The 20,657-nt window shown below is 68.6% G+C and carries 19 protein-coding genes and 2 pseudogenes; 11 read left to right on the top strand and 10 right to left on the bottom strand.

The genetic code is table 11. From position 1 onward, the window contains the following. Positions 1 to 5: 5 nt before the first annotated feature. Positions 6 to 1,037 (bottom strand): glycosyltransferase, encoded by a 1,032-nt coding sequence (locus Q7W02_18080; GenBank protein ID MDO8478072.1) that lies wholly within the window; start codon positions 1,035 to 1,037, stop codon positions 6 to 8. A 126-nt stretch (positions 1,038 to 1,163) separates the two neighbouring features. Between Q7W02_18080 and Q7W02_18085 the strand changes: the two genes are divergently transcribed. Next, a complete protein-coding gene (locus Q7W02_18085; GenBank protein MDO8478073.1) occupies positions 1,164 to 1,415 on the top strand; it encodes an anti-sigma factor in 252 nt (83 codons plus the stop codon). A gap of 59 nt (positions 1,416 to 1,474) precedes the next feature. Here Q7W02_18085 and selD read toward each other — a convergent pair whose 3' ends face one another. From selD to Q7W02_18125, 8 genes are all read right to left on the bottom strand, one after another. Further along, positions 1,475 to 2,482 carry a selenide, water dikinase SelD gene (gene selD / locus Q7W02_18090; GenBank protein ID MDO8478074.1) on the bottom strand — a complete coding sequence of 336 codons (1,008 nt, stop codon included), beginning with the start codon at positions 2,480 to 2,482 and terminating at the stop codon, positions 1,475 to 1,477. A 150-nt stretch (positions 2,483 to 2,632) separates the two neighbouring features. After that, positions 2,633 to 3,526, bottom strand: a complete 894-nt coding sequence (locus Q7W02_18095) for a selenium metabolism-associated LysR family transcriptional regulator (protein ID MDO8478075.1) — start codon at positions 3,524 to 3,526, stop codon at positions 2,633 to 2,635. Positions 3,527 to 3,636: 110 nt separating this feature from the next. After that, on the bottom strand, positions 3,637 to 3,852 hold the full coding sequence (locus tag Q7W02_18100) for a zinc ribbon domain-containing protein (GenBank protein MDO8478076.1): 216 nt from the start codon (positions 3,850 to 3,852) through the stop codon (positions 3,637 to 3,639). Positions 3,853 to 3,877: 25 nt separating this feature from the next. Further along, positions 3,878 to 4,078: a ubiquitin-like protein Pup gene (locus tag Q7W02_18105; protein MDO8478077.1), complete on the bottom strand. Its 201-nt coding sequence runs from the start codon at positions 4,076 to 4,078 to the stop codon at positions 3,878 to 3,880. A gap of 45 nt (positions 4,079 to 4,123) precedes the next feature. Beyond that, complete coding sequence (gene dcd / locus Q7W02_18110) at positions 4,124 to 4,675, bottom strand: dCTP deaminase (protein ID MDO8478078.1); 552 nt, start codon at positions 4,673 to 4,675, stop codon at positions 4,124 to 4,126. Positions 4,676 to 4,755: 80 nt separating this feature from the next. Further along, a complete protein-coding gene (thrB, locus tag Q7W02_18115) occupies positions 4,756 to 5,658 on the bottom strand; it encodes a homoserine kinase (GenBank protein ID MDO8478079.1) in 903 nt (300 codons plus the stop codon). Between the two features lie 33 nt (positions 5,659 to 5,691). Further along, positions 5,692 to 6,429 (bottom strand): cytochrome c biogenesis protein CcdA, encoded by a 738-nt coding sequence (locus tag Q7W02_18120; protein ID MDO8478080.1) that lies wholly within the window; start codon positions 6,427 to 6,429, stop codon positions 5,692 to 5,694. Continuing rightward, positions 6,422 to 6,982 (bottom strand): TlpA disulfide reductase family protein, encoded by a 561-nt coding sequence (locus Q7W02_18125; GenBank protein MDO8478081.1) that lies wholly within the window; start codon positions 6,980 to 6,982, stop codon positions 6,422 to 6,424. Before Q7W02_18125 ends, Q7W02_18120 begins: the two co-directional genes overlap by 8 nt. 73 nt (positions 6,983 to 7,055) lie before the next feature. On the opposite strand from Q7W02_18125, the gene Q7W02_18130 reads away from it, so the two are divergent. From Q7W02_18130 to Q7W02_18160, 7 genes and pseudogenes are all read left to right on the top strand, one after another. Then, the gene (locus Q7W02_18130) at positions 7,056 to 8,246 is read left to right on the top strand and encodes a four-carbon acid sugar kinase family protein (protein ID MDO8478082.1); all 1,191 of its coding nucleotides are present in this window, start codon (positions 7,056 to 7,058) and stop codon (positions 8,244 to 8,246) included. After that, the gene (gene pdxA / locus Q7W02_18135; protein MDO8478083.1) at positions 8,246 to 9,283 is read left to right on the top strand and encodes a 4-hydroxythreonine-4-phosphate dehydrogenase PdxA; all 1,038 of its coding nucleotides are present in this window, start codon (positions 8,246 to 8,248) and stop codon (positions 9,281 to 9,283) included. Before Q7W02_18130 ends, pdxA begins: the two co-directional genes overlap by 1 nt. Positions 9,284 to 9,302: 19 nt before the next feature. Continuing rightward, positions 9,303 to 10,231, top strand: a pseudogene (locus Q7W02_18140) (ABC transporter substrate-binding protein). A 101-nt stretch (positions 10,232 to 10,332) separates the two neighbouring features. Further along, positions 10,333 to 12,124 (top strand): annotated as a pseudogene (locus tag Q7W02_18145) (peptide ABC transporter substrate-binding protein). 58 nt (positions 12,125 to 12,182) lie between these two features. Continuing rightward, entirely contained in the window at positions 12,183 to 13,142 is a 960-nt protein-coding gene (locus tag Q7W02_18150) for an ABC transporter permease (GenBank protein ID MDO8478084.1), read from the top strand. Between the two features lie 32 nt (positions 13,143 to 13,174). After that, on the top strand, positions 13,175 to 14,086 hold the full coding sequence (locus Q7W02_18155; GenBank protein MDO8478085.1) for an ABC transporter permease: 912 nt from the start codon (positions 13,175 to 13,177) through the stop codon (positions 14,084 to 14,086). 26 nt (positions 14,087 to 14,112) lie between these two features. Continuing rightward, complete coding sequence (locus Q7W02_18160; protein MDO8478086.1) at positions 14,113 to 15,546, top strand: amidase; 1,434 nt, start codon at positions 14,113 to 14,115, stop codon at positions 15,544 to 15,546. 305 nt (positions 15,547 to 15,851) lie between these two features. Here Q7W02_18160 and Q7W02_18165 read toward each other — a convergent pair whose 3' ends face one another. After that, the gene (locus tag Q7W02_18165; GenBank protein ID MDO8478087.1) at positions 15,852 to 16,148 is read right to left on the bottom strand and encodes a zf-TFIIB domain-containing protein; all 297 of its coding nucleotides are present in this window, start codon (positions 16,146 to 16,148) and stop codon (positions 15,852 to 15,854) included. 521 nt (positions 16,149 to 16,669) lie between these two features. Here Q7W02_18165 and Q7W02_18170 point away from each other — a divergent pair. From Q7W02_18170 to Q7W02_18180, 3 genes are read left to right on the top strand one after another with little or no spacing between them, the layout of a single operon-like run. After that, a complete protein-coding gene (locus Q7W02_18170) occupies positions 16,670 to 17,653 on the top strand; it encodes a thiamine pyrophosphate-dependent dehydrogenase E1 component subunit alpha (GenBank protein ID MDO8478088.1) in 984 nt (327 codons plus the stop codon). Between the two features lie 7 nt (positions 17,654 to 17,660). Then, on the top strand, positions 17,661 to 18,641 hold the full coding sequence (locus Q7W02_18175) for an alpha-ketoacid dehydrogenase subunit beta (protein ID MDO8478089.1): 981 nt from the start codon (positions 17,661 to 17,663) through the stop codon (positions 18,639 to 18,641). Then, positions 18,641 to 19,945, top strand: coding sequence for a dihydrolipoamide acetyltransferase family protein (locus Q7W02_18180; protein ID MDO8478090.1), 1,305 nt, complete (start codon positions 18,641 to 18,643; stop codon positions 19,943 to 19,945). The genes Q7W02_18175 and Q7W02_18180 overlap by 1 nt, the downstream gene beginning before the upstream one ends. Positions 19,946 to 20,657 lie beyond the last annotated feature (712 nt).

Here is a 20,657-nt window from a genome sequence, read left to right on the forward strand (position 1 = left end):
CTGCTTCATGGGCAGGCGGGCGCCAGGGAGACGTAGAGTTTCAGGTAGCGCTCGATCTCCTGTTGAAGGCCGAAGCGCGAGGCGCGCGCCCGCCCGGCCTCGCCGAGCCTCTCGCGGAGCGCGGGGTCACCGAGAAGGCGGGCTGCCTTGTCAGCGAAGTCACCGGGGCCTAAAAAGAGCAGGCCCGTGACGCCATCCTCGATCACGGAGCGGTTGCCCGCGATGTCGGAGGCGAGCACGGCACGGCCGCAGACGAGGGCCTCGAGGACGGAGTTGGCCATGCCGCCCTCCGACAGCGAGCAGTTGAGGACGACGTCGGCGTCGCGGAGCAGTGCGGCCATTGCGGCGTGCGGCACCTCGCCCAGGTGGCGCGCCCACGGCCTGCCGTCCAAAGCGCGGAGAAGGGCCTCGCCTTCGCTGACATCCAGGATGGGGCCGACATAGCGGAGCTCGAAGCCCGGGTACCGGGCCACCACGGAGTCGAGCGGGGCCAGCGGAAAGAGCGGCCGCTTGACGGGTCGGATGCCTGCGGGGAAGAGCATGACGGGTCCTCGTGCCCTCGGCGCTGGGCCGTCCGGAGGGCTGGGATCGTGCAGGTCCACGCTCTGCGGCACGACCACGATCCGCGCCGAGATCTCGGGCACCGCCCGCGCGACAATGGCCGCCACCGAGTCATGGAAGGCGGTGACCGCGGCCGCGCTCTCGAGCACCTGGCGGAGGGCCGGGGCGCGCTCGGCGTCAAAGAGGTCCAGGTTGGCGTCGGTCCCCGTGAGTGTCACGACGAGCGGGCACCCGATGCGCCTCGCCAGTGCCAGACCGAGCGGCCCGGCCCGATAGGCATGGAAAGCGTGGACCAGCTCCGGGCGGTACTCCGAGGCCCGCCGCTCAACGGAGGCCCGAGCCATGGTCGAAAGGTCCCAGACCTCGATATCGGCGCCCCGCGCGCGCAGGCCGCGCGCGATGCGTTCGACGGTGACCGCGTTGCCTCTCACGGACGGGAAGGCAAAGGGAGTCAGGAGCGCGAGACGGCGGGCCATGAGCGGGCCAAGGGTACACGGGGCCCGGCGGCAAGGCAACGCGTCGCGTCGCCACACCACGGGACCGCCGCCGGCTGGCTGTGGTATCGTTCCTCCAGCGGCACCTCAGAGCCGAGGGAGGGGCGGATGGCCGACGCGCAGGACAGCATGGAGTGCCCGGAGTGCATGGATCTGCTCGCCGACTACGTCGACGGCTCCCTGCCCCGGCACCAGGCCGAGCTCCTCGAATGGCACCTCGAGGGGTGCGGCCCCTGCGTCGCCTTCGTCCGGACCTATAAGGGCACCGTGGACGCCGCCAAGCGGCTCCGCGAGACGACGCTGCCCCCGGAGCTGAAGGAAAAGCTGCGCGCGTTCTTGAAGCGCTCCGTCCAGCAGTAGTCCCCCAACAGTAGTCCCGAATGTCCGATCGACTTCGCCGGACTCGACTCGGCCCGGCGTCAGCGAACCACTATACCGATCTCAGCCGTCACCTCGCCGATCTCCCAGCAGGCCTCCCCTCGCCGCTTGAAGCCGTCGTGGACCATGCCCGCGTCCTCGGGCGCCGCGCCGAAGAGGAGGCCGCCCGAAGTCTCCGACTCGAAGAGCAGGCCCGCGTGCGCGGCTCCTACGGACGGGCCGAGTGACAGCCGCCCGCGCGCGCCGAGGGTGTGCTCGAGGTGCGCCCGGTTCCGCTTCATGCCTCCGCTGAACGTCCCCTTCTCGGCTAGCGCCAGCGCTCCCGGGAGGATCGGGATGTCTGCTGCGCGCAGCGCGATGCCCGCCCCCGAGGCCTCGACCATCTCGGCCGCGTGGCCGAGCAGACCGAAGCCCGTGATGTCGGTCGCCCCTCGCACCTTCCGCTCCCCCACCGTCGCCTCCCCCACCACCTCCGCGGCGACGCGGTTCAGCCGCAGCATGCTCTGCACCGCCCCCTCGAGGACGGCCGGCTCGCAGGCGTCGTCCTTGGCGGCCGTCGCGATCACGCCCGTGCCGAGCGGCTTGGAGAGGAAGAGCCGGTGCCCGGGCCTGAGTCCACCCTTGATGAAGATGCGCTTGGGATGGACCTTGCCGGTGACGGCGAGGCCGTACTTGGGCTCGGCGTCCACCACCGTGTGGCCGCCCGCGATGACACCGCCGGCCTCGAGCACCTTGTCGGCGCCGCCCTTGAATACGGCCGCGATCACTTCCTTCGGCATCTCGCGCGGGAAGCCCGCCACGTTGAGCGCGAACAGCACCTGCCCGCCCATCGCGTAGACGTCGGACATGGCGTTGGCCGCGGCGATCGCGCCGTAGAGGTAGGGGTCGTCCACGATGGGAGGAAAGAAGTCCACCGTGCTGACGATCGCGACCTCATCGGTGATGCGGTAGACGGCCGCGTCGTCGCTCCGCCCGAGCCCGACCAGGAGATCGGCGTGCTCGTGCTGCTTGAGGCCGCTCAACACGTCCTGGAGATCTCCAGGACCCATCTTGGAGGCTCAGCCCGCGCAGGCGGCGTAGCTCGTCAGCCGGATCTGCTTGCCGGTCTTGGGATCCGTCATCCGGGAGTCCATGCGGTTTCCCATGCCGTTCCCCATGCCGTTTCGATGTCCGGCGGACCCGGGGCGATTCCGGGCTGCTCAGGCCGATTCTGATTCGATGAAAGTCCGGAAGGCCTCGGCGAGAGGCGAGCGGCTGCGGTCCCGGTGGGTGGCGATGTGGAAGGCACGCGTGACCTTGAGGTCGCGCAGCTTGAGGCACCACACGAGCCCGCTGCGGCACTCCTCCTCGACGGCGCGGCGCGAGACGACCGAGACGCCCACGCCGGCCTTGACCGCCTGCTTGATCGCCTGGGTCGAGCCCATCTCGCCGACGATGCGGAAGGCCGAGAGGTCGAGGCCCGCCTGGGCGAGCGCCGACTCGAGCGCGGCGCGCGTGCCCGAGCCGCGCTCGCGCATAAGCAGCGGCTCCGCGCGGAGATCCTCGAGCCCCACTTCCTTCTTGCCGTGCCATGGATGTCCGACGGGCACCACCAGGACCAGCTCGTCGGGCATCAGCTCGCGATAGTCGATGCCGCGGTGGGGCAACCGCGCGCCGACCACTGCGACCTCCGCGCGCCCTTCGGCGACCCAGTCCACGACGGCGCGGCTGTCGCCGATCAGCAGAGTGATTGCGATGTCCGGAAACTTCTCCTTGAAACGCCCGATGAGCGGCGGCAGCACGTACTCGCCGGGGATCGTGCTCGCGGCCACGAGGAGCTCGCCCGCCAGCCTGCCCTGGAAGCTGTCCATGGCCTGGAGTGCTTCGCGCTGGAGCTGGAGCATGCGCGTCGCGTGGGAGAGCAGGAGGCGGCCCGCGGCCGTGGACTCCGCCCCGCGGCCGAGCCGGTCGAGCAGCCGCACGCCCAGCTCCCGCTCGAGCGTGCGGATGTGCTCGGAAACCGTGGGCTGGGTCAGAAAGAGCGCCTCGGCGGCCTTCGAGAAGGACTTGAGCTCCGCAACCTTGACGAAAATCTCGAGCTGCCTCAGATCCATGATGCGGAGTATAGGCGCGGGACCGCGCGGTGTCTATGGGTGCACGGCTTGGGGGTAGGACGACGAAGGGCCCCGAAGGGCCCTATGTACGTCACGGTCGGACGCCGGTATCAGTGGCAGCCGCAGCCGCCCCCGCAGCAGCCGCCGCCCCCGGACATGCCCGCGGCGGCGGCCGTGCCGCCAGGGCGAAGCGCGCCGAGCACTGACAGCCGTCGCGTCACGCGCGCGCTCCGGCACGTCGGGCACGCGACCGCGGCCTGCGCGGTCTGGACGTATCGCTCGAACTCACGCTCGCACTGGTTGCATCGGTACTCGTAGATCGGCATGACTCTCCTCGCAGGCACCCGACGGCTACTGGCCGCCCCGCTGCACGTAGCTCTTCACGAACTCCTCGGCGTTCTCCTCGAGGATCTCGTCGATCTCGTCCAAGAGGTTGTCGAGGTCCTCCTTGATCTTCTTCCCCTTCTTGGCGAGCTCCGGGTTGACCCCGGCGGCGTCGTCGTCGCCTTCGGGCTTGGTCGGCCTCGTTTCCTTCTTCTTCTGTTCAGCCATGATCGGCTACCTCCTGGCCCCCGAACCGGGGCCGTGCGCCTGCGCCTAGACCGTCGGGAGGACGATCCCCTGCTGGCCCTGGTACTTCCCCTGCCGGTCCGCGTAGGACGTCTGGCAGGCCTCGTCGGACTCGAAGAAGAGGACCTGCGCGATCCCCTCGTTGGCGTAAATCTTGGCCGGCAGCGGCGTGGTGTTGCTGATCTCGAGCGTCACGAAGCCTTCCCACTCGGGCTCGAACGGCGTGACGTTCGTGATGATGCCGCACCGGGCGTAGGTGGACTTGCCCACACAGATGGTCAGCACGTTGCGCGGGATCTTGAAGTACTCGACCGACCGCCCGAGCGCGAACGAGTTGGGCGGCACGATGCAGACCGGTCCCTGAAGGTCGACGAAGGATCGCGGATCAAAAGCCTTGGGATCGACCAGCGTGTTGTTGATGTTGGTGAAGATCTTGAACTCGTCGGCGATCCTGAGGTCGTAGCCGTAGGACGAGAGCCCGTAAGAGATCACGCCGGCGCGAACCTGGCGCTCCTCAAAGGGCTTGATCATGCCCTTCTCGACGGCCATCTGCCTGATCCACCGATCACTCTTGATCACGCATCCACCTTGCAGGCATCGTATCGCCCCGACTCGGAGCGAGTCAAGTCCTGGCGCCTTTCACTGAGGGTAACCGGCGGTCACGGGCGCCGGTTCCACGTGGCTCCGTCCGTGTCCACGGGCAACTGGAGCGCGCGCCCCGCTACGCCGGCCAGGTCCAGCGCCCGCTCCATGGCCCGGGCCACGGGGTGTGCCGCCCCGCCCACTGCCGCGAGAAGCGACGGGCCCGCGCCGGAGAGGACGCAGCCAAACGCACCTGCTTCGAGGGCCGCTCGACGCACGGCCTCCATCCAGGGGAAGAGCGCCAGCCGCTGGGGCTGATGCAGCCTGTCTTCCATGGCCACGCCCAGGACGTCGACGCGCCCCGAGGCGAGCGCAGCCAGGAGGAGCCCCATTCGCTGGAGGTTGAACACGGCGTCGGCCCGCGTGACGGTGTCGGGCAGGACGGCGCGCGCCTCTCGTGTGGAGCTCTCGATCCCTGGCACGAGGACCACCCAGCCGAGGTCTGCCGGCACCGGCAGGGAGACGGCGGCGACGCGCTCGCCCGAAAGGCACGAGACCGTGAGACCTCCCAGAAGCGCCGCGGCGACATTGTCGGGATGCCCTTCGGCTCGGCAGGCCAGCGCCAGGACGGCGTCGCGATCGAGGGGCGATCCCAAAGCCGCATTCGCGGCGACGAGCCCGCCCACCCAGGCCGCGGCGCTCGAGCCGAGACCCCGCGCCGGCGGAATCCGGTTGACGCAGTGGATGGCGGCGCCGGTGAATCGCCGCCCCGCCGCCTCGTAGGCCATGCGCGCGGCACGGGCGACCACGTTGCCGGCTCCGGTGTCGAGCCGGCCCGCGCCCTCGCCCTCGACCGTGACGGAGACGCGGTCGGCCTCTTCGTAGACGATCTCGTTGTAGAGACCCAGCGCCAGGCCGAGCACGTCGAAGCCGGGTCCCAGGTTGGCCGAGGTCGCCGGCACGCGCACGCTGATGCTCATGGAGAGAGGATACGCTCGGGGAAGGCGAGCAGCCTAGAGGCGCTTGAGAAGCCACTCGGGCGTGAGACTGATCGTCCACGAGTTCAGCACGATGTAGTAGTTCGTGGCGACCAGCACGCCGACCACGACGAGCAGCACACCCGCCGCCTGCTCCACCACGTGGATGAGCGGCCGGTAGCGCTTGAAGAAGCGCAGGAAGACGCCGAGCCCCGCCGAGAAGACGAGGAACGGCACGCCGAGCCCCGCCGAGTAGGCCAGCAGCAGCCCCACGCCCTGGCTGACGGTCTTCTCGTTGCTGGCCAGTGTCAGGATGGCGCCCAGGATGGGCCCGACGCAGGGCGTCCAGCCGATCGCGAAGGTCAGCCCTACCGCGAAGGAGCCGAGGAAGCCGGCGGGCTTGCTGCGGATCTGGATCTGGCGAGTGCGTCCGAGCGGGCCCCACTTGAGCACGCCCGCGATCATGAGGCCGAATGCGACGATCAGCATGCCCCCGCCGATCCGGATCCAGTCGCGGTACTCGAGGAGGAACTGCCCGGCAGCGCTGAACGAGGCGCCGAGGCTCACGAACACGACCGTGAACCCCGCGATGAAGGCCAGCGAGTGCAGCATCACGAGGGCGCGCTCGGAAAGCGTGACGCCCGAAGCCAGCCGGTCCACGGACATGCCCGTGACGAAGGAGAGGTAGGAGGGAAAGAGCGGCAGCACGCAGGGCGACAGGAAGGAAAAGAGCCCGGCCGAGAAGGCGACCAGCACACCCAGCGACTCAGCCACGGGGCTTGCCATCCTTTAATAGGGCGTCGAAATAGGCGAAGGAGGCCCGGCCGTCCCAGTCCCGCGGGCCCAGCGCGATGGCCCGGAGCACTCCGCTCCGGTCGATGATGAACGTCGAGGGGACTGAGCGGGCGCCGTAGAGCTGCGCGATCTCCATCTTCGGGTCGAGCGCCACCCGGTAGGTGTACTTCGCCTCCTCGATGAACGGCTTGACGACCTTCGCTCCCGCCGAGTCCATGCTGAGCGCGATGACGACGAGGCCCTGGCCCTTGTAGCGCTGCCAGAGGCGCTCCATGGCGGGCATCTCCTCCTTGCACGGCGGGCACCAGGTAGCCCAGAGGTTGAGGAAGACCACCTTGCCCCTGAGGTCGGCGAGCCTGAGCTTGCCGCCTTCGAGCGCAGCGACATTGAAATCCTTGGCCTGCTGCTGGCGATTCGGCTTGATGAGGTCGAGGGCGCGCGCGGGGTCTTCCGTGGCACCCGCGGGCGTGGCACCCGCGGGAAGCGCAGCGCAGGCGAGAAACACCAGGATGCGGGGAGCGAGACGCCACATGGCCTTCGAGTATACATGGACGCCCGCCTGTCCCTCATGCGCCCCGCCCTTTGTGATAAGTTACAGGGATTCCATGGCTGTCACGATCATCGCCGATGACCTAAGCGGCGCCTGTGACGCGGGCGCCCTCTTCGCCGGACGCGGCCCTGTCGGGGTCTTCGTGGCGCCCGAGCTGCCCGACGCCCGCTGGCCCGCCGCCGCGGTGGACACCGAGAGCCGCGCGCTCCCGCCTGCCGCCGCCGCAGAGCGGGTACGACGCGCAGCCGACGGCCTCGAGGCGCGTCTGGGCGGCGGTCGCATCTTCAAGAAGCTCGACTCGACCGTCAGGGGCCCGGTGGCAGCCGAGCTCGACGCCCTCATGGGCGCGTCCGGCGCCAGGACCGCGCTCGTCTGCCCCGCCTTCCCGGCCCAGGGGCGCACGGTGCGGGACGGCGTGCTCTCCGTCTTCGGCCAACCGGCCCATGAAGGCCCCGCCGGTAGGGATCCCGACTATCCAGGCCCGACCTCCGACCTCGTCGAGATCCTCTCGAGCCCTTGGGGCCGACCCGTGTCGCTCCTCCCGCTCCCCGTCTCGCTCCTCCCGCTCAAAGAGGTCCGCGGCCCGCTCGAGGAGCTTGCGCGCGCACTGGTGATGCGGACCGGCCTCGTGGTGGCGGATGCGGAGGTGGACCAGGACCTCGACGCCCTCGCGCGGGCCGCGATGGACCTCCCCGGCGTTCTGCTCGCCGGCTCGGCCGGCCTCGCCGGCGCCGCCGCTCGCGCGTGGGGCTTCGCCGCGCCCGCCCCGCCCACGCCCGCGCCGGGCAGCTGGCTCGTCGTCGCGGGCAGTCGCCACCCCGCGACGCGCGCCCAGGTCGACGCGCTCGAAGCGTCAGGCTCGGCGGGCGCCCGGCTCGACGGCGCGCGCGAGCCGGACCTGGCCAAGGTCGTGGCCGCGCTCCGCGCCGGCAAGCCCGCCTTTCTGTCCACCACCGCCGGCCTCGAAGGCGCGGCGCAGGACATCGCCGCGCGCCTGGCCTCAGCCGTCAAGAGGGTGCTCGCGGAGGCCTCGCCTGCCCTGCTCGTGCTCACCGGAGGAGAAACCGCGCAGGCCGTCATGCGGGCGCTCGCCGCGCGCCGCCTCGAGCTGATCGGCGCGCCCGCGAGTGGGCTCGCCCTCGGCCGGCTCGTTGTCGACTCGACATCGATGATTCCGATTCTGACCAAGGCCGGCGGCTTCGGGACGCCGGAATTGCTCGTCGCGCTCGCGAGAGGACCCGCGTGATGGCTTCCCGCCTTCCGCTGCTCGGCATCACCATGGGTGACCCCGCCGGAGTCGGGCCCGAGATCATCGCCAAGACCCTGTCGACACCGGGAGTCGCGGCGGCCTGCCGCCCCGTGGTCATCGGCGACCGCTCGGTGATGGAGGCCACGCTCGCGCTCCTGCGCTCGGATCGAAAGCTCCATCCGGTGTCGACGCCCGCCGAGTGCCGCTTCGAGCCCGGCACCATCGAGTGCCTCGACCTCGCCAATGCCGACGCGTCCACGCTCGTGCGGGCGCAGGTCAGCGCCGAGGCCGGCCGCGCCGCGTACGCCTATATCGAGAAGGCCGTCAGGCTCTGCCAGTCTGGAGAGATCGATGGCATGGTGACGGCGCCCGTGAACAAGGAGGCGCTGGCCGCCGCGGGCGTCCAGCACTCGGGGCACACCGAGATCCTCGCCAGGCTGGCGGGCACGAAGGATTTCGCCATGCTGCTCATGGGAAAGGAGCTCAAGGTCATCCACGTCACGACGCACGTCGCGCTCCGGCGCGTCCCGGATCTCTGCACCCAGGACCGCGTGCTAAGGGTCATTCGCCTCGCCCAGCAGGCCATGAACGGGCTCGGCGTGGCGCGCCCCCGCATCGCGGTCTGCGGGCTCAATCCGCACGCCGGCGAGGACGGCCTCTTCGGCGACGAGGAGAAGACCCAGATCATCCCGGCCGCGGAGGCCGCGCGCCGCGAAGGGCTCGACGTCCACGGCCCGCTGCCGGCCGACACGCTCTTCTCGCGGGCGCGCGGCGGCGAGTTCGACATTGTCGTGGCCATGTACCACGACCAGGGGCACGTGCCCGTCAAGACTCTCGGCTTCACCTACGACGAGACACGGGGCCAGTGGACGGGGCTCTCGGGGGTCAACGTCACGGTCGGGCTGCCGTTCCTCCGCGTGTCGGTAGACCACGGCACGGCCTTCGACCGCGCGTGGAAGGGCATCGCCAACCCAGAGAGCATGCTCGAGGCGATCGACGTGGCCGTACGCATGCTGGCCGCGCAGGGCCGCTGACCACGATGCCCCACCACAAGCCTGGAACATGCAGGTGGAGGACGACATCCTCCGCCGGCTCGAGCAGGGCGGCAAGGGCCGCGTGAACATCTGGCCCACCGGCAACCCCGAGCACATCCAGTGCAACTTCACCGACCCAGGGACCGAGGTCGACGGCGAGCGATCGAGCATCAAGACGACCCATCCGCTGCTCTCCGACCCGGCGGTGCGCCAGGCCCTCAACCTCCTGGTCGACCGCGCGGCGGTGCACGACAGATCTACGGGCGTCAGGGGCAGACCTCGGCCAACTTCCTCAACGCTCCATCGCGCTTCTTCTCGCGCAACACGCGGTGGGAGTTCAACGTGGACAAGGCCAACCAGGTCCTCGACGCGGCGGGCTGGAAGCGCGGCGCCGACGGCACCCGGGAGAAGGGCGGCAGGCGGCTCAAGATGGTCTACCAGACCTCGATCAACGCCCCGCGCCAGAAGAACCAGCAGATCGTCAAGCAGGCAGCGGCCAAGGCCGGCATCGACCTCGACCTCAAGTCCGTGGTGGCCTCGGTGTTCTTCGGCTCCGATCCGGCGAACCCGGACAACTACCCGCACTTCTACACCGATCTCCAGATGTACAACACCACCATGACCGCCCCGGACCCGCAGTACTTCATGAACCAGTTCACCTCCTGGGAGGTCGCCTCCAAAGCGAACAAGTGGCAGGGGCGAAACGTCACGCGCTGGCGCAACGAGGAGTACGACCGCACCTACAAGGCCGCCGACGTCGAGCTCGACCCCGTCAAGCGGGCGGCACTTTTCATCAAGATGAATGACCTCGTCATCCAGAACGTCGTTGTCATCCCCGTGCTCTGGCGCAACGGGGTTTCGGCGTCCACCAACAAGCTGCGCGGCATGGATCTGAGCGGCTGGGACACGACCATGTGGCGGCTGCCGTATTGGTACAAGGAGACCTGAACCGGGCCGCACGTGCTTGACTTCAAGGGACCGCGTCAGTATAAGGAGCCAATCGCCCTCGCCCCGAACCTAAGCCTGACCATAGCCAGGAGGACGCTCTGATGGACGAGCATAGACTGAGAGATCTGATCGCCGAGGTGAAGGCCGGGCACTTGAGCCGGCGCGGTTTCGTCCAGATGATGGTGGGGCTCGGGCTCACGGCACCCCTGGCCGCCCAGATGCTCGCCTCGGCCGGCGTGGCCCAGGCTCAGAGCAAGCCCACCTTCAGCCCCACCAAGCGGGGCGGCGGGGGCGCGCTCAAGGTGCTGTGGTGGCAGGGCTCCACCCTGCTGAACCCGCACTTCGCGGTGGGCACCAAGGACCAGGACGGCTCACGGATCTTCTACGAGCCGCTGGCCTCCTGGGATCCAGACGGCAACCTCGTGCCGGTCCTCGCCGCCGAGATCCCGAGCGTCCAGAACGGCGGCCTCGCCAAGGACGGCAAGTCGGTGACCTGGAAGCTCAAGAAGGGCGTGCAGTGGCACGACGGCAAGCCCTTCACCGCCGACGACGTGGTCTTCAACTGGGAGTACGCGGCGGATCCCGCCACCGCGTCCGTGACCAGCGGCACCTACAAGGACGTCACGGCCCAGAAGATCGACAGCCACGCGGTCAAGGTCACCTTCGCGAAGCCCACGCCCTTCTGGGCCGACGCCTTCGTCGGCGTCCGAGGCATGATCATCCCCAAGCATCTGTTCGAGGCTTACAAGGGAGCCAAGTCCCGCGAGGCGCCCGCTAACCTCAAGCCTGTGGGCACCGGCCCCTACAAGTTCGTGGACTTCAAGCCGGGGGACATGGTCAAGGCCGAAATCAACCCGAACTACCACGTCTCCAATCGCCCCTTCTTCGACACCATCGAGATGAAGGGCGGCGGCGACGCGATTTCGGCGGCACGGGCCGTCATCCAGACGGGCGAGTTCGACTACGCCTGGAACATGCAGGTCGAGGACGAGATCCTCAAGCGCCTGGAGCAGGGCGGAAAGGGCCGGGCCGACATCCTGCTGGGTGGCAACATCGAGCACATCCAGCTCAACAACACCGATCCGTGGACCGAGGTCGACGGCGAGCGCTCGAGCATCAAGACCAAGCACCCGTTCCTGACCGACCCGGCGGTGCGCCAAGCGCTGAACCTCCTCGTGGATCGCGCCTCCGTGCAGGAGAATATCTACGGCCGCACCGGCATCGCCACCGCCAACTTCCTCAATGCCCCGCCCCGCTTCGTCTCGAAAAACACCAAGTGGGAGCTGAACATCGACAAGGCCAACCAGATCCTGGAGGCGGCCGGCTGGAAGAAGGGTGCGGACGGCATCCGGGCCAAGGACGGCAAGAAACTGAAACTGGTCTACCAGACCTCGATCAATTCCCCGCGGCAGAAGAACCAGGCCATCGTGAAGCAGGCGGCGGCCAAGGCCGGCATCGACATGGAGCTCAAGTCTGTGACGGCATCGGTGTACTTCTCCTCGGACGTGGCCAACCCCGACACCTACACCAAGTTCTACACCGACATCCAGATGTACACGACCACCATGACCCAGCCCGACCCCGAGCTGTTCATGAACCAGTTCACCTCCTGGGAGGTCGCTTCCAAGGACAACAAGTGGCAGGGGCGCAACATCACGCGCTGGAAGAACGAGGAGTATGACAAGCTCTTCCGAGCGGCCGAGAGCGAGATGGACCCGGTCAAACGGGCCGCGCTCTTCATCAAGATGAACGACCTTGTCATCCAGCACGTGGTCGTGATCCCGGTGGTAGCCCGACCCAGGGTCTCTGCTGTGTTCAACAAGCTGCATGCCCCCCCCGAGCCCCTGGGACTCGGACTTCTGGAATCTCTCCCACTGGTACCGCGAGGCTTAGGAAGGCATCGGGGGACCGGGCCCGCGGGCCCGGTCCCCGACCTCGGCCGCGCTGAGCGATGTCCAAGTACTTCGTCCGACGTCTCCTGATCTCGATCCCCGCGCTGCTCGGCATCAGCCTCGTCCTCTTCACCGTGCTGGCACTGGCGCCGGGCGATCCCTTCGAGGAGCTCGCCACCAACCCCAACGTCCCCGCCGAGGTGCGCGCGAACCTCCGTACCCAGTTCGGCCTCGACGACCCGATCCCCGTGCGCTACGTCCGCTGGGTCACGGCCATGATCAAGGGCGACTGGGGCTTCTCCTTCACGAGCCGCGTCGACGTGTCCACCCTCATCATGCAGCGCCTGCCGACGACGCTCTTCGTGTTGGGGACGGCGCAGCTCCTCGGGCTCCTGGTGGCGCTGCCGATCGGCATCTACTCGGCGGTGCGCCCGTACTCCATCTTCGACCAGATCGCGACCACCTTTGCCTTCATCGGCTTCTCGCTCCCGACGTTCTTCACGGGGCTCCTGTTCATCCTCCTCTTCAGCATCTACCTCGACTGGCTGCCCTTCATCTACCGGGCCGACCTCGCGGCCACGGGGTGGCGCTGGGTATGGGAGATGGCGCGGCAGGCCATCATGCCGATCGCGGTGCTGGGGCTCTTCCAGGGGGCAGCGATGACGCGCTTCGTGCGCTCGGCCGTCCTCGAGGTCGTCCGGCTCGACTACGTCAACACCGCCCGCTCGAAGGGGCTGTCGGAGAAGGTCACCATCCTCAAGCACGTGGTCCGGAACGCGCTCATCCCGGTCGTGACCCTGGTGGCGCTCCAAATCCCCGGCGTCTTTACCGGCGCGGTCATTACCGAGGAGATCTTTCGCGTGCCCGGCATCGGCTCGCTCCTGATCAGCGCCATCCGCTCCAACGACACGCCGGTGATCATGTCGATCACGTTCGTCTTCTCGGTGCTTGTCGTGCTCTTCAACCTGATCGCGGACCTGGTCTACGGCTGGCTCGATCCGCGGATCTCGTACAGGTAAGCGCGGTGGCCGACGGGACGGCGTCCCAGGCGGTGCTCGGCGGCGCGGCCGTCGCCTCTAACCGGCCCCCGGAAACCCTCGCCGCCGACGCTTGGCGGCGCTTCCGGCGTCACCGGCTCGCGATGTTCGGCGCGGTCATGCTCGGCATCATGGTCCTGGCGGTGCTCGTGGGGCCCCTCATCTACCGCGCGCCCATCAACGAGATCGACTTCAAGGCCAAGCTCAAGACGCCCTCGTGGGCGCACCCGATGGGCACGGACGACCTGGGGCAGGACGTGCTGGCGCGCATGCTCTACGGCGGGAGGATCTCGCTCGCCGTGGGGATAGCGGCGATGCTCATCGCGGTGACAGTCGGCACGGCCGTCGGCGCCGTCTCGGGCCAGTCGGGCGGCACCGTGGACAACGCACTCATGCGTGTTACGGATCTCTTCCTGGCGCTTCCTCAGCTGCCCCTCCTGCTGCTGATCGTCTACCTCTTCCGCGATGTGCTAAAAAAGGCGCTCGGGCCCGAGGCAGGGGTGTTCATCCTGATCGTTGCCGTCATCGGGGGGCTCCGCTGGATGCCCGTGGCGCGGCTCGTCCGGGCCCAGTTCCTGTCGCTGCGCGAGAAGGAGTTCGTCGAGGCCGCGCGCAGCCTGGGCGCCCGGCCGCTCCGCCAGATGGTCCGCCACATCCTGCCCAACGCGCTCGGCCCCGTGATCGTCGCGGGCTCGCTCGACGTGGCGGCGGCCATCCTGGCCGAGTCCACGCTGTCCTTCCTGGGCCTGGGCTTCCCGCCCGACATCCCGACCTGGGGACGCATCCTCTTCGACGCCAAGGACAACCTCGACTTCGCCCCGCACTGGGCGATGTTCCCCGGCACCGCGATCTTCCTCACCGTGCTCAGCATCAATTACCTGGGCGACGGCCTGCGCGACGCCCTCGATCCCCGGAAGGTTCTCTAGACCTCGCCCCGCTCAGGAGGCTCCCCGTGCCCGACCGCGATCTCTGCTTCACTCCCGCCACCGAGCTCCAGCGCCTCTACCGCGCCCGCAAGGCCTCGCCGCTCGAGGTGATGCAGGCGGTGCTCGCGCGCGTGGACGCCGTCAATCCAAAGCTCAACGCCATCGTGACGCTCGCGCGGGAATCCGCGCTCAGGGAGGCGAAGGCGGCGACGACGGCGCTCAAGAGGAAGGGCAGGAAGCTCGGGCCGCTCCACGGCGTGCCGGTGACCATCAAGGACCTGACGCACACGAAGGGCATCCGGACGACCTGGGGCTCCAAGGTCTTCGAGCACAACGTGCCCACGGAGGACTCGCTCATCGTGGAGCGGCTCAAGTCCGCGGGCGCCATCATCCTCGGCAAAACGAATACCCCCGAGTTCGGGGCGGGCGGCAACACCTTCAACGCCGTCTTCGGCGCCACGCGCAACCCGTGGAACACGGCGCTGACCTGCGGCGGCTCGAGCGGCGGCGCCGGCGTGGCGCTGGCGACGGGCATGGGCCCCATCGCCCAGGGCTCGGACACGGGCGGCTCGCTGCGCACGCCGGCGGCCTTCTGCGGCGTGGTCGGCTTCCGGACCAGCCCCGGGCTCGTTCCGTACTACCCGAAGCTCCTCGGCTGGGACTCGATTGGCGTCACCGGACCCATGGCGCGCACCGTGGCCGATACCGCCCTGATGCTCTCCGTGGTGGCGGGGCCTGACGACCGCTCGCCCATCTCGTATGACGTGGACACGGCCGCCTTCACGCGCGCCGTCAGGTCGCCCTCGGTCAGGGGCTGGCGGGTCGCGTGGACGCCCGACCTCAACGGTCTCATCCCGGTGGACGGAGAGGTCGCGCAGGTGGCCGAGGCGGCGACCCGCGTCTTCCGCTCCCTCGGCGCGAAAGTTGAGTCGGCCTGCTGCGACTTCAGCGAGGTCAACGACATCGTGCTCGGCACGCGCGGGCTCGCCATGGTCGCCAACCACGCCGACAAGCTGCCCAAGTGGAAGGAGCAGATGCAGAAGGGGCTCGTCTGGAACATCGAGCAGGGCCTCAAGCTCTCCCCCGAGGAGATCGGCCGGGCCGAGGCCCTGCGCACCACCCTATGGCACCGCGTGCGCGCCTTCATGGAGACGCGCGAGCTGCTGATCCTGCCGACGGTCGCCGTGCCGCCCTTCCCCGTCGAGCAGCCCTACCCGACGCAGATCAACGGCAAGCCGCTCGACAACTACACGCAGTGGTTCTTCCTGACCTACGGCATCACCGTCACCGGCCTGCCCGTCATTTCGGTGCCCTGCGGCTTCACCAAGAGCGGCCTGCCGGTCGGGCTTCAGATCGTGGGACGGCGGCGGCAGGAGGCGATGGTGCTGCGCGCGGCGGCGGCCTTCGAAGCCGCGGCGCCCTGGGCGGACAAGATCCCGCCCGTCGTGACAGGCGGCTGAACAAGGAGCGTGGGCCTAGCCAACATAAAAGCCGTTCTCAGTCATGGCCCGCCTCGCCCGAGGGTCTTCCTCCCGGACCTGCCTTGTCACAGCATGCTGCTGAGAGTCGCCTCGCCCGTTCATGTCGAGCAAAAGACCTGGGGTACCGTCAGCGACACGGCCGTGATGCGCAATGGTGAGACCAAGGTGAGTCTTCCCGATTCCCGTTGCGCTGTACACCACAGTCAGGGTGCCGGGCAGTAATCCCCCTCCGAGCATTTCGTCAAGCTTCGGAAGACCGGACGAGACCCGCTGACACTCAGCCATCACCCTTTGAACACTTTGAGGAAGCCACCAAGAAAGCCCGCCTCGGCCCCAGCCACCTGCTCCAGCTCTCCGGCGTCCAGCCAGACTCCGGCGCAACTCGTGCACTTGTCCATCTTGATCCCCCGATGCGCAATCTCCAGCAGCTCCATCCCGCACTTGGGGCAGCGCATCCAGTGACGCTCCTTGAGACGGGTGCGCTCTTCCGTTTTGAGCGTCCGCTCTCGCTCTTCAGCAAGCCGTTTCTTCCGCTCGAACTCCTGGCGGGCAAAATACTCTTCTTCCTGATCGCTCGACATGATTGACCTCCGTGGTCAGCTTCTCGGGGCATCTTACGCACAAAGCCCCAGCCGGTCAACGTGTGGAAATGCGGAAACACAGCAGTCATCCCCTGAGGGCAGCGACATCGAGTCGAGAGGGACTCTACTACTCACTTAAGTGATTCTCTGTGTAGTCATTCCAAACTCATGACCGTCCAGATCGGCGAATTTCGTCGAACGTGCCCCATGCCATGGGAGTCAGAGGCATTGTGATGCTGACCCCAGCGGCCTCAAGCTGCTGGCACGTCTTCTCCACGTCTTCACAGTAGCGCACGGAATGGTGGTCAGGTCTTGCAATCCGACATGAGGGCCCGGTAGATGATTGTTCATCCCAGCTGGCTCTGATCGGCAATGTATGATTGCAAGACCTGACCCCGGCCCGTCAATGTGCCGGAACGGATACACCTGCCCTGCGGTGCGGTCCCTGCTTGTGCTACGCTCGCTGCCGCCAAGGGAGAGCGGTGACGGCTGAAAACCCGATGACATAAAGGAACAAGTCAATGACGACCCAGGCGCGCGAGCCGCGGATGGAGCTGGAGCAGCACCTCCACATGTACCGCCAGATGGCGAAGATCCGCGCCTTCGAGGAGCAGGTGAACGAGCTGTACAAGAGCGCGAAGATGCCGGGCCTGGCCCACCTCTACGTCGGGGAGGAGGCCGTGGCCGTCGGCGTCTGCGAGGCCCTCCATCGCGACGACTTCATCACGAGCACCCATCGCGGGCACGGCCACTGCCTGGCCAAGGGGGCGTCGGTCAACCGGATGTTCGCGGAGCTGCTCGGCAAGGAGCCGGGCTACTGCCGCGGCAAGGGCGGGTCGATGCACATCGCCGATCCCGAGACGGGCAACCTCGGCGCCAACGCCATCGTGGGCGGCTCCGCCGGCATCGCCACCGGCGCCGCGCTCTCGGCCAAGATGCGGGGCAGCGGCCAGGTTGCGGTGTGCTTCTTCGGCGACGGCGCGCTGGGCCAGGGCCTGCTCTACGAGGTGATGAACATGGCGGCGCTCTGGAAGCTGCCCGTCATCTACGTCTGCGAGAACAACCTGTACGGCGAGTACACGCCCTGCGGCGACACCGTCGCCGGCGAGATTCTGGCGCGCGCCCGGGCCTTCGGGATCCACGCCGAGAGCGTCGACGGCCAGGACGTGCAGCTCGTCCACGCGACGATGCGCCGGCTCGTCGACCGCGCGCGCCGTGGCGAGGGGCCGGCCTTCCTCGAGTGCAAGACCTACCGCTACTACGGCCACCACGTCGGCGACGTCAACCGCGAGTACCGCACGCGCGAGGAAGAGCGGGAGTGGATGACCGGGCGCGATCCGCTCCAGACCTTGGCCTCACGGCTCACGGAGCAGGGGCTCGCCGATGCGAGCGTCTTCGAGCGGATCCAAACCGACGTGAAGACGGAAATCGACAGCGGCGTGCAGTACGCGCTGGCCGCGCCGTACCCCGATCCGAGCGAGGTGGACGAGGATGTCTATGCCTGACGCGACGGTGCGCGAGCTGACGTACGGCGAGGCGGTCAAGGAAGCGATCGCCGAGGAGATGCGGCGCGACCCGCACGTCTTCCTGATCGGGGAAGACGTGGCGGAGGCCGGCCACCCCTTCAAGACGCTGGTCGGGCTCGTGCAGGAGTTCGGGACGGACCGGATCATCGACACGCCCATCTCCGAGCCCGGCTACGCCGGCATCGGGGTCGGAGCGGCGATGACGGGCATGCGGCCGATCGTCGACGTGATGTTCGGCGACTTCATCACGCTGACCATGGATCAGATGGTGAACCAGGCCGCCAAGGTCCACTACATGTCGGGCGGCAAGATCAAGGTGCCCATCGTCTTCCGCACCACGCTGGGGGCGACGCGCCGATCGGCCGCCCAGCACTCGCAGTCGCTCCACGCCTGGGTGAGCCACATCCCGGGCCTCAAGGTCGCGCTGCCCTCGGGGCCCTACGAGGCCAAGGGGCTGATGAAGACAGCCATCCGCGACGACAGTCCGGTGGTCATCTTCGAGGACAAGATGATGTACCGGGTCAAGGGGCCGGTGCCGGCCGAGGACTACACCATCCCCTTCGGCGTGGCGGACATCAAGCGCGCCGGCACGGACGTCACCATCGTCGCCACCAGCAGCATGGTGCAGGTCGCCCTCGACGCCGCGAAGCTGCTCGAGGCGATCGGCATCAGCGCCGAGGTGATCGACCCGCGCACGACGTGGCCGCTGGACAAGCAGGCGCTGATCGATTCGGCCAAGAAGACCTCGCGCGCGATCGTGGTGGACGAGGGCTACGAGCGCTACGGCGTCACCGCCGAGATCGCGTCGGTGATCGCGGAGGGCGCCTTCTACCACCTCGACGCGCCGGTCAAGCGCATCGGGGCCATGGACGTGCCGGTGCCGTTCTCGCCGGTGCTCGAGGACCTCACCGTGCCGACGGAGAAGATGGTCTTCGAGGCGGCGAAGGCGCTCTGCCGGAAGGCCTGATGCCCACGAACGTCATCATGCCGGCGCTGGAGCTGGCGCAGGAGAGCGGCAAGGTCCTGCACTGGCTCAAGTCCCCCGGCGACACGGTGACGAAGGGTGAGCCGCTCGTGGAGATCGAGACCGACAAGGTCACCACCGAGATCGAGGCGCCCGCCTCCGGAGTGCTTGGCGACGTGACCGCGCGAGATGGCGAGGTGGTCCCGGTCGGACAGACGATCGCGCTCATCTTTGCCCCCGACGAAGCACGTTCGGTCGGACGGGCGCCCGCAGTCGCGCCGCCCCCGCGGGCCGGCGGAGCCGCTGCTGTCCCGGCGCCGGCTGCGACGGTCAAGGCATCGCCCCTCGCCCGCGAGATCGCCCGGGAGCACGGCGTCGACCTCGCGCAGGTCACGGCGGCCGGTGGCAAGATCGAGAAGGCCGACGTGCTCGCCCACATCGCGAGCCAGAAGGAGTCGGCCCCCGTCGACGTGACAGCGGCGCGCCTCACCGCCGCGTCGCCGAAGGCGCGGAGACTGGCGGCCGAGCGTGGTCTCGACATCAGCCCGCTCCGCGGCTCGGGCCCGGGCGGCGCCGTCCTCGCGGCCGATATCGCCGCAGCGGAGCTCCGCGAGACGCCGAGCACGCCTCGGCCGGAGGCGCCTGGCGCCGGCACCGTCTGGCGAATCATGGCCGAGCGCATGACGGCGAGCTGGACCTCCGCCCCCCACTTCTATCTCTTCCGCGAGGTCAACGTAAGCCGCCTGATCTCCTGGCGCGAGCGGGCGAGCAAGCAGACCGGCGCCCGGATCACCTACACCGACCTTCTGGTGAAGCTCGTCGCGGCGGCCCTGTCGCGGCATCCGGGCGTGAACGCCTCGTGGAAGGACGGCGCGATCGTGCGGAACGCCCACATCAACATCGGTCTGGCCGTCGCCATCGACGACGGCCTCGTCGTCCCCGTCATCCACCGCGCCGACACGCTGAGCCTCGCGGAGATCGCGGCCCGCCGCGAGGACGTGGTGAGCCGTGGCCAGGCCGGCAAGCTGCGGCCGGCCGACATCCAGGGGGGCGGGTTCACGATCAGCAACCTCGGGATGTACGGCGTCGACGCCTTCAACGCGATCGTCAATCCGCCGCAGGTCGCCATCCTCGCCGTCGGCCGCATCGCCGACCGCGTCATCGCGGTCAACGGCCAGCCGGCCGTCCAGCCCACCATGATCTTGACCCTGTCCTGCGACCACCGCGCCCTCGACGGCGCCCGCGGCGCCCAGTTCCTCGGCGCCCTCGCCGACCTGCTCGAGGAGCCCCTGGCGCTGCTCGTGTGACGGTGGACCGTCCGGCCCTCGCCGACAGCGATTTCGGGCGCGCCCTGGTTCGTAATCAAGGCGTTTGAAGGAGCGTACTTTACGCCGCTCAAGTGGGAGCGTAGATAACATAAAGTCCGTTCTCAGTCATGGCGCCCCGCGGCCAGGCTCTTCCCTCCCTGTCACAACTCTTCGCCTTGTCACAGCGCGGATAACACCCCCTCCATCTCGGGCCGGTCCTGCCAGAGCGGGTCGGAGCAGTCAAATCGGCGCCTCGACGCAGGGAGCGAGAGCTGTCAACCGGGGCGCCGGGCAGCGGCGGGGCAGAACTCCGCGGCTGCCGGGGCCCACGGCACCGCCTAGAAGGTTGCGCCGGGGAGTGCCTGCTGCTCGCCTCCTGCCTCAGTCATGGAAAACGGAGGCGGCGGGCCGTCCCGCGTGCCTGGGAACCCGAGATGGGCGAGGATCCCTTGAATGACGGCCGCGTCCTCAATCGTGGCGATGCGCTGCCTCCGCCCTGAAGACCCTCTCTCTCTCTCTCTCTCTCTCTCCGAGGGAGCGGGAGCCGTTTCGATCCCCTCACCCGCGGAGGGGGAGAGGGTCAGGGTGAGGGGGCGCCCCGCTCGCCGCGTCACCCACTGACCCGGGCCTCTGTCACCCGCCCCTGCCCCGCAGCCATCGTCACGCCCCCCTGCCGCCGGTCTCATATGTCGGGGACACGACAGACATTGCC

The organism is Candidatus Rokuibacteriota bacterium (assembly GCA_030647435.1).
Lineage (GTDB): Bacteria > Methylomirabilota > Methylomirabilia > Rokubacteriales > CSP1-6 > AR37.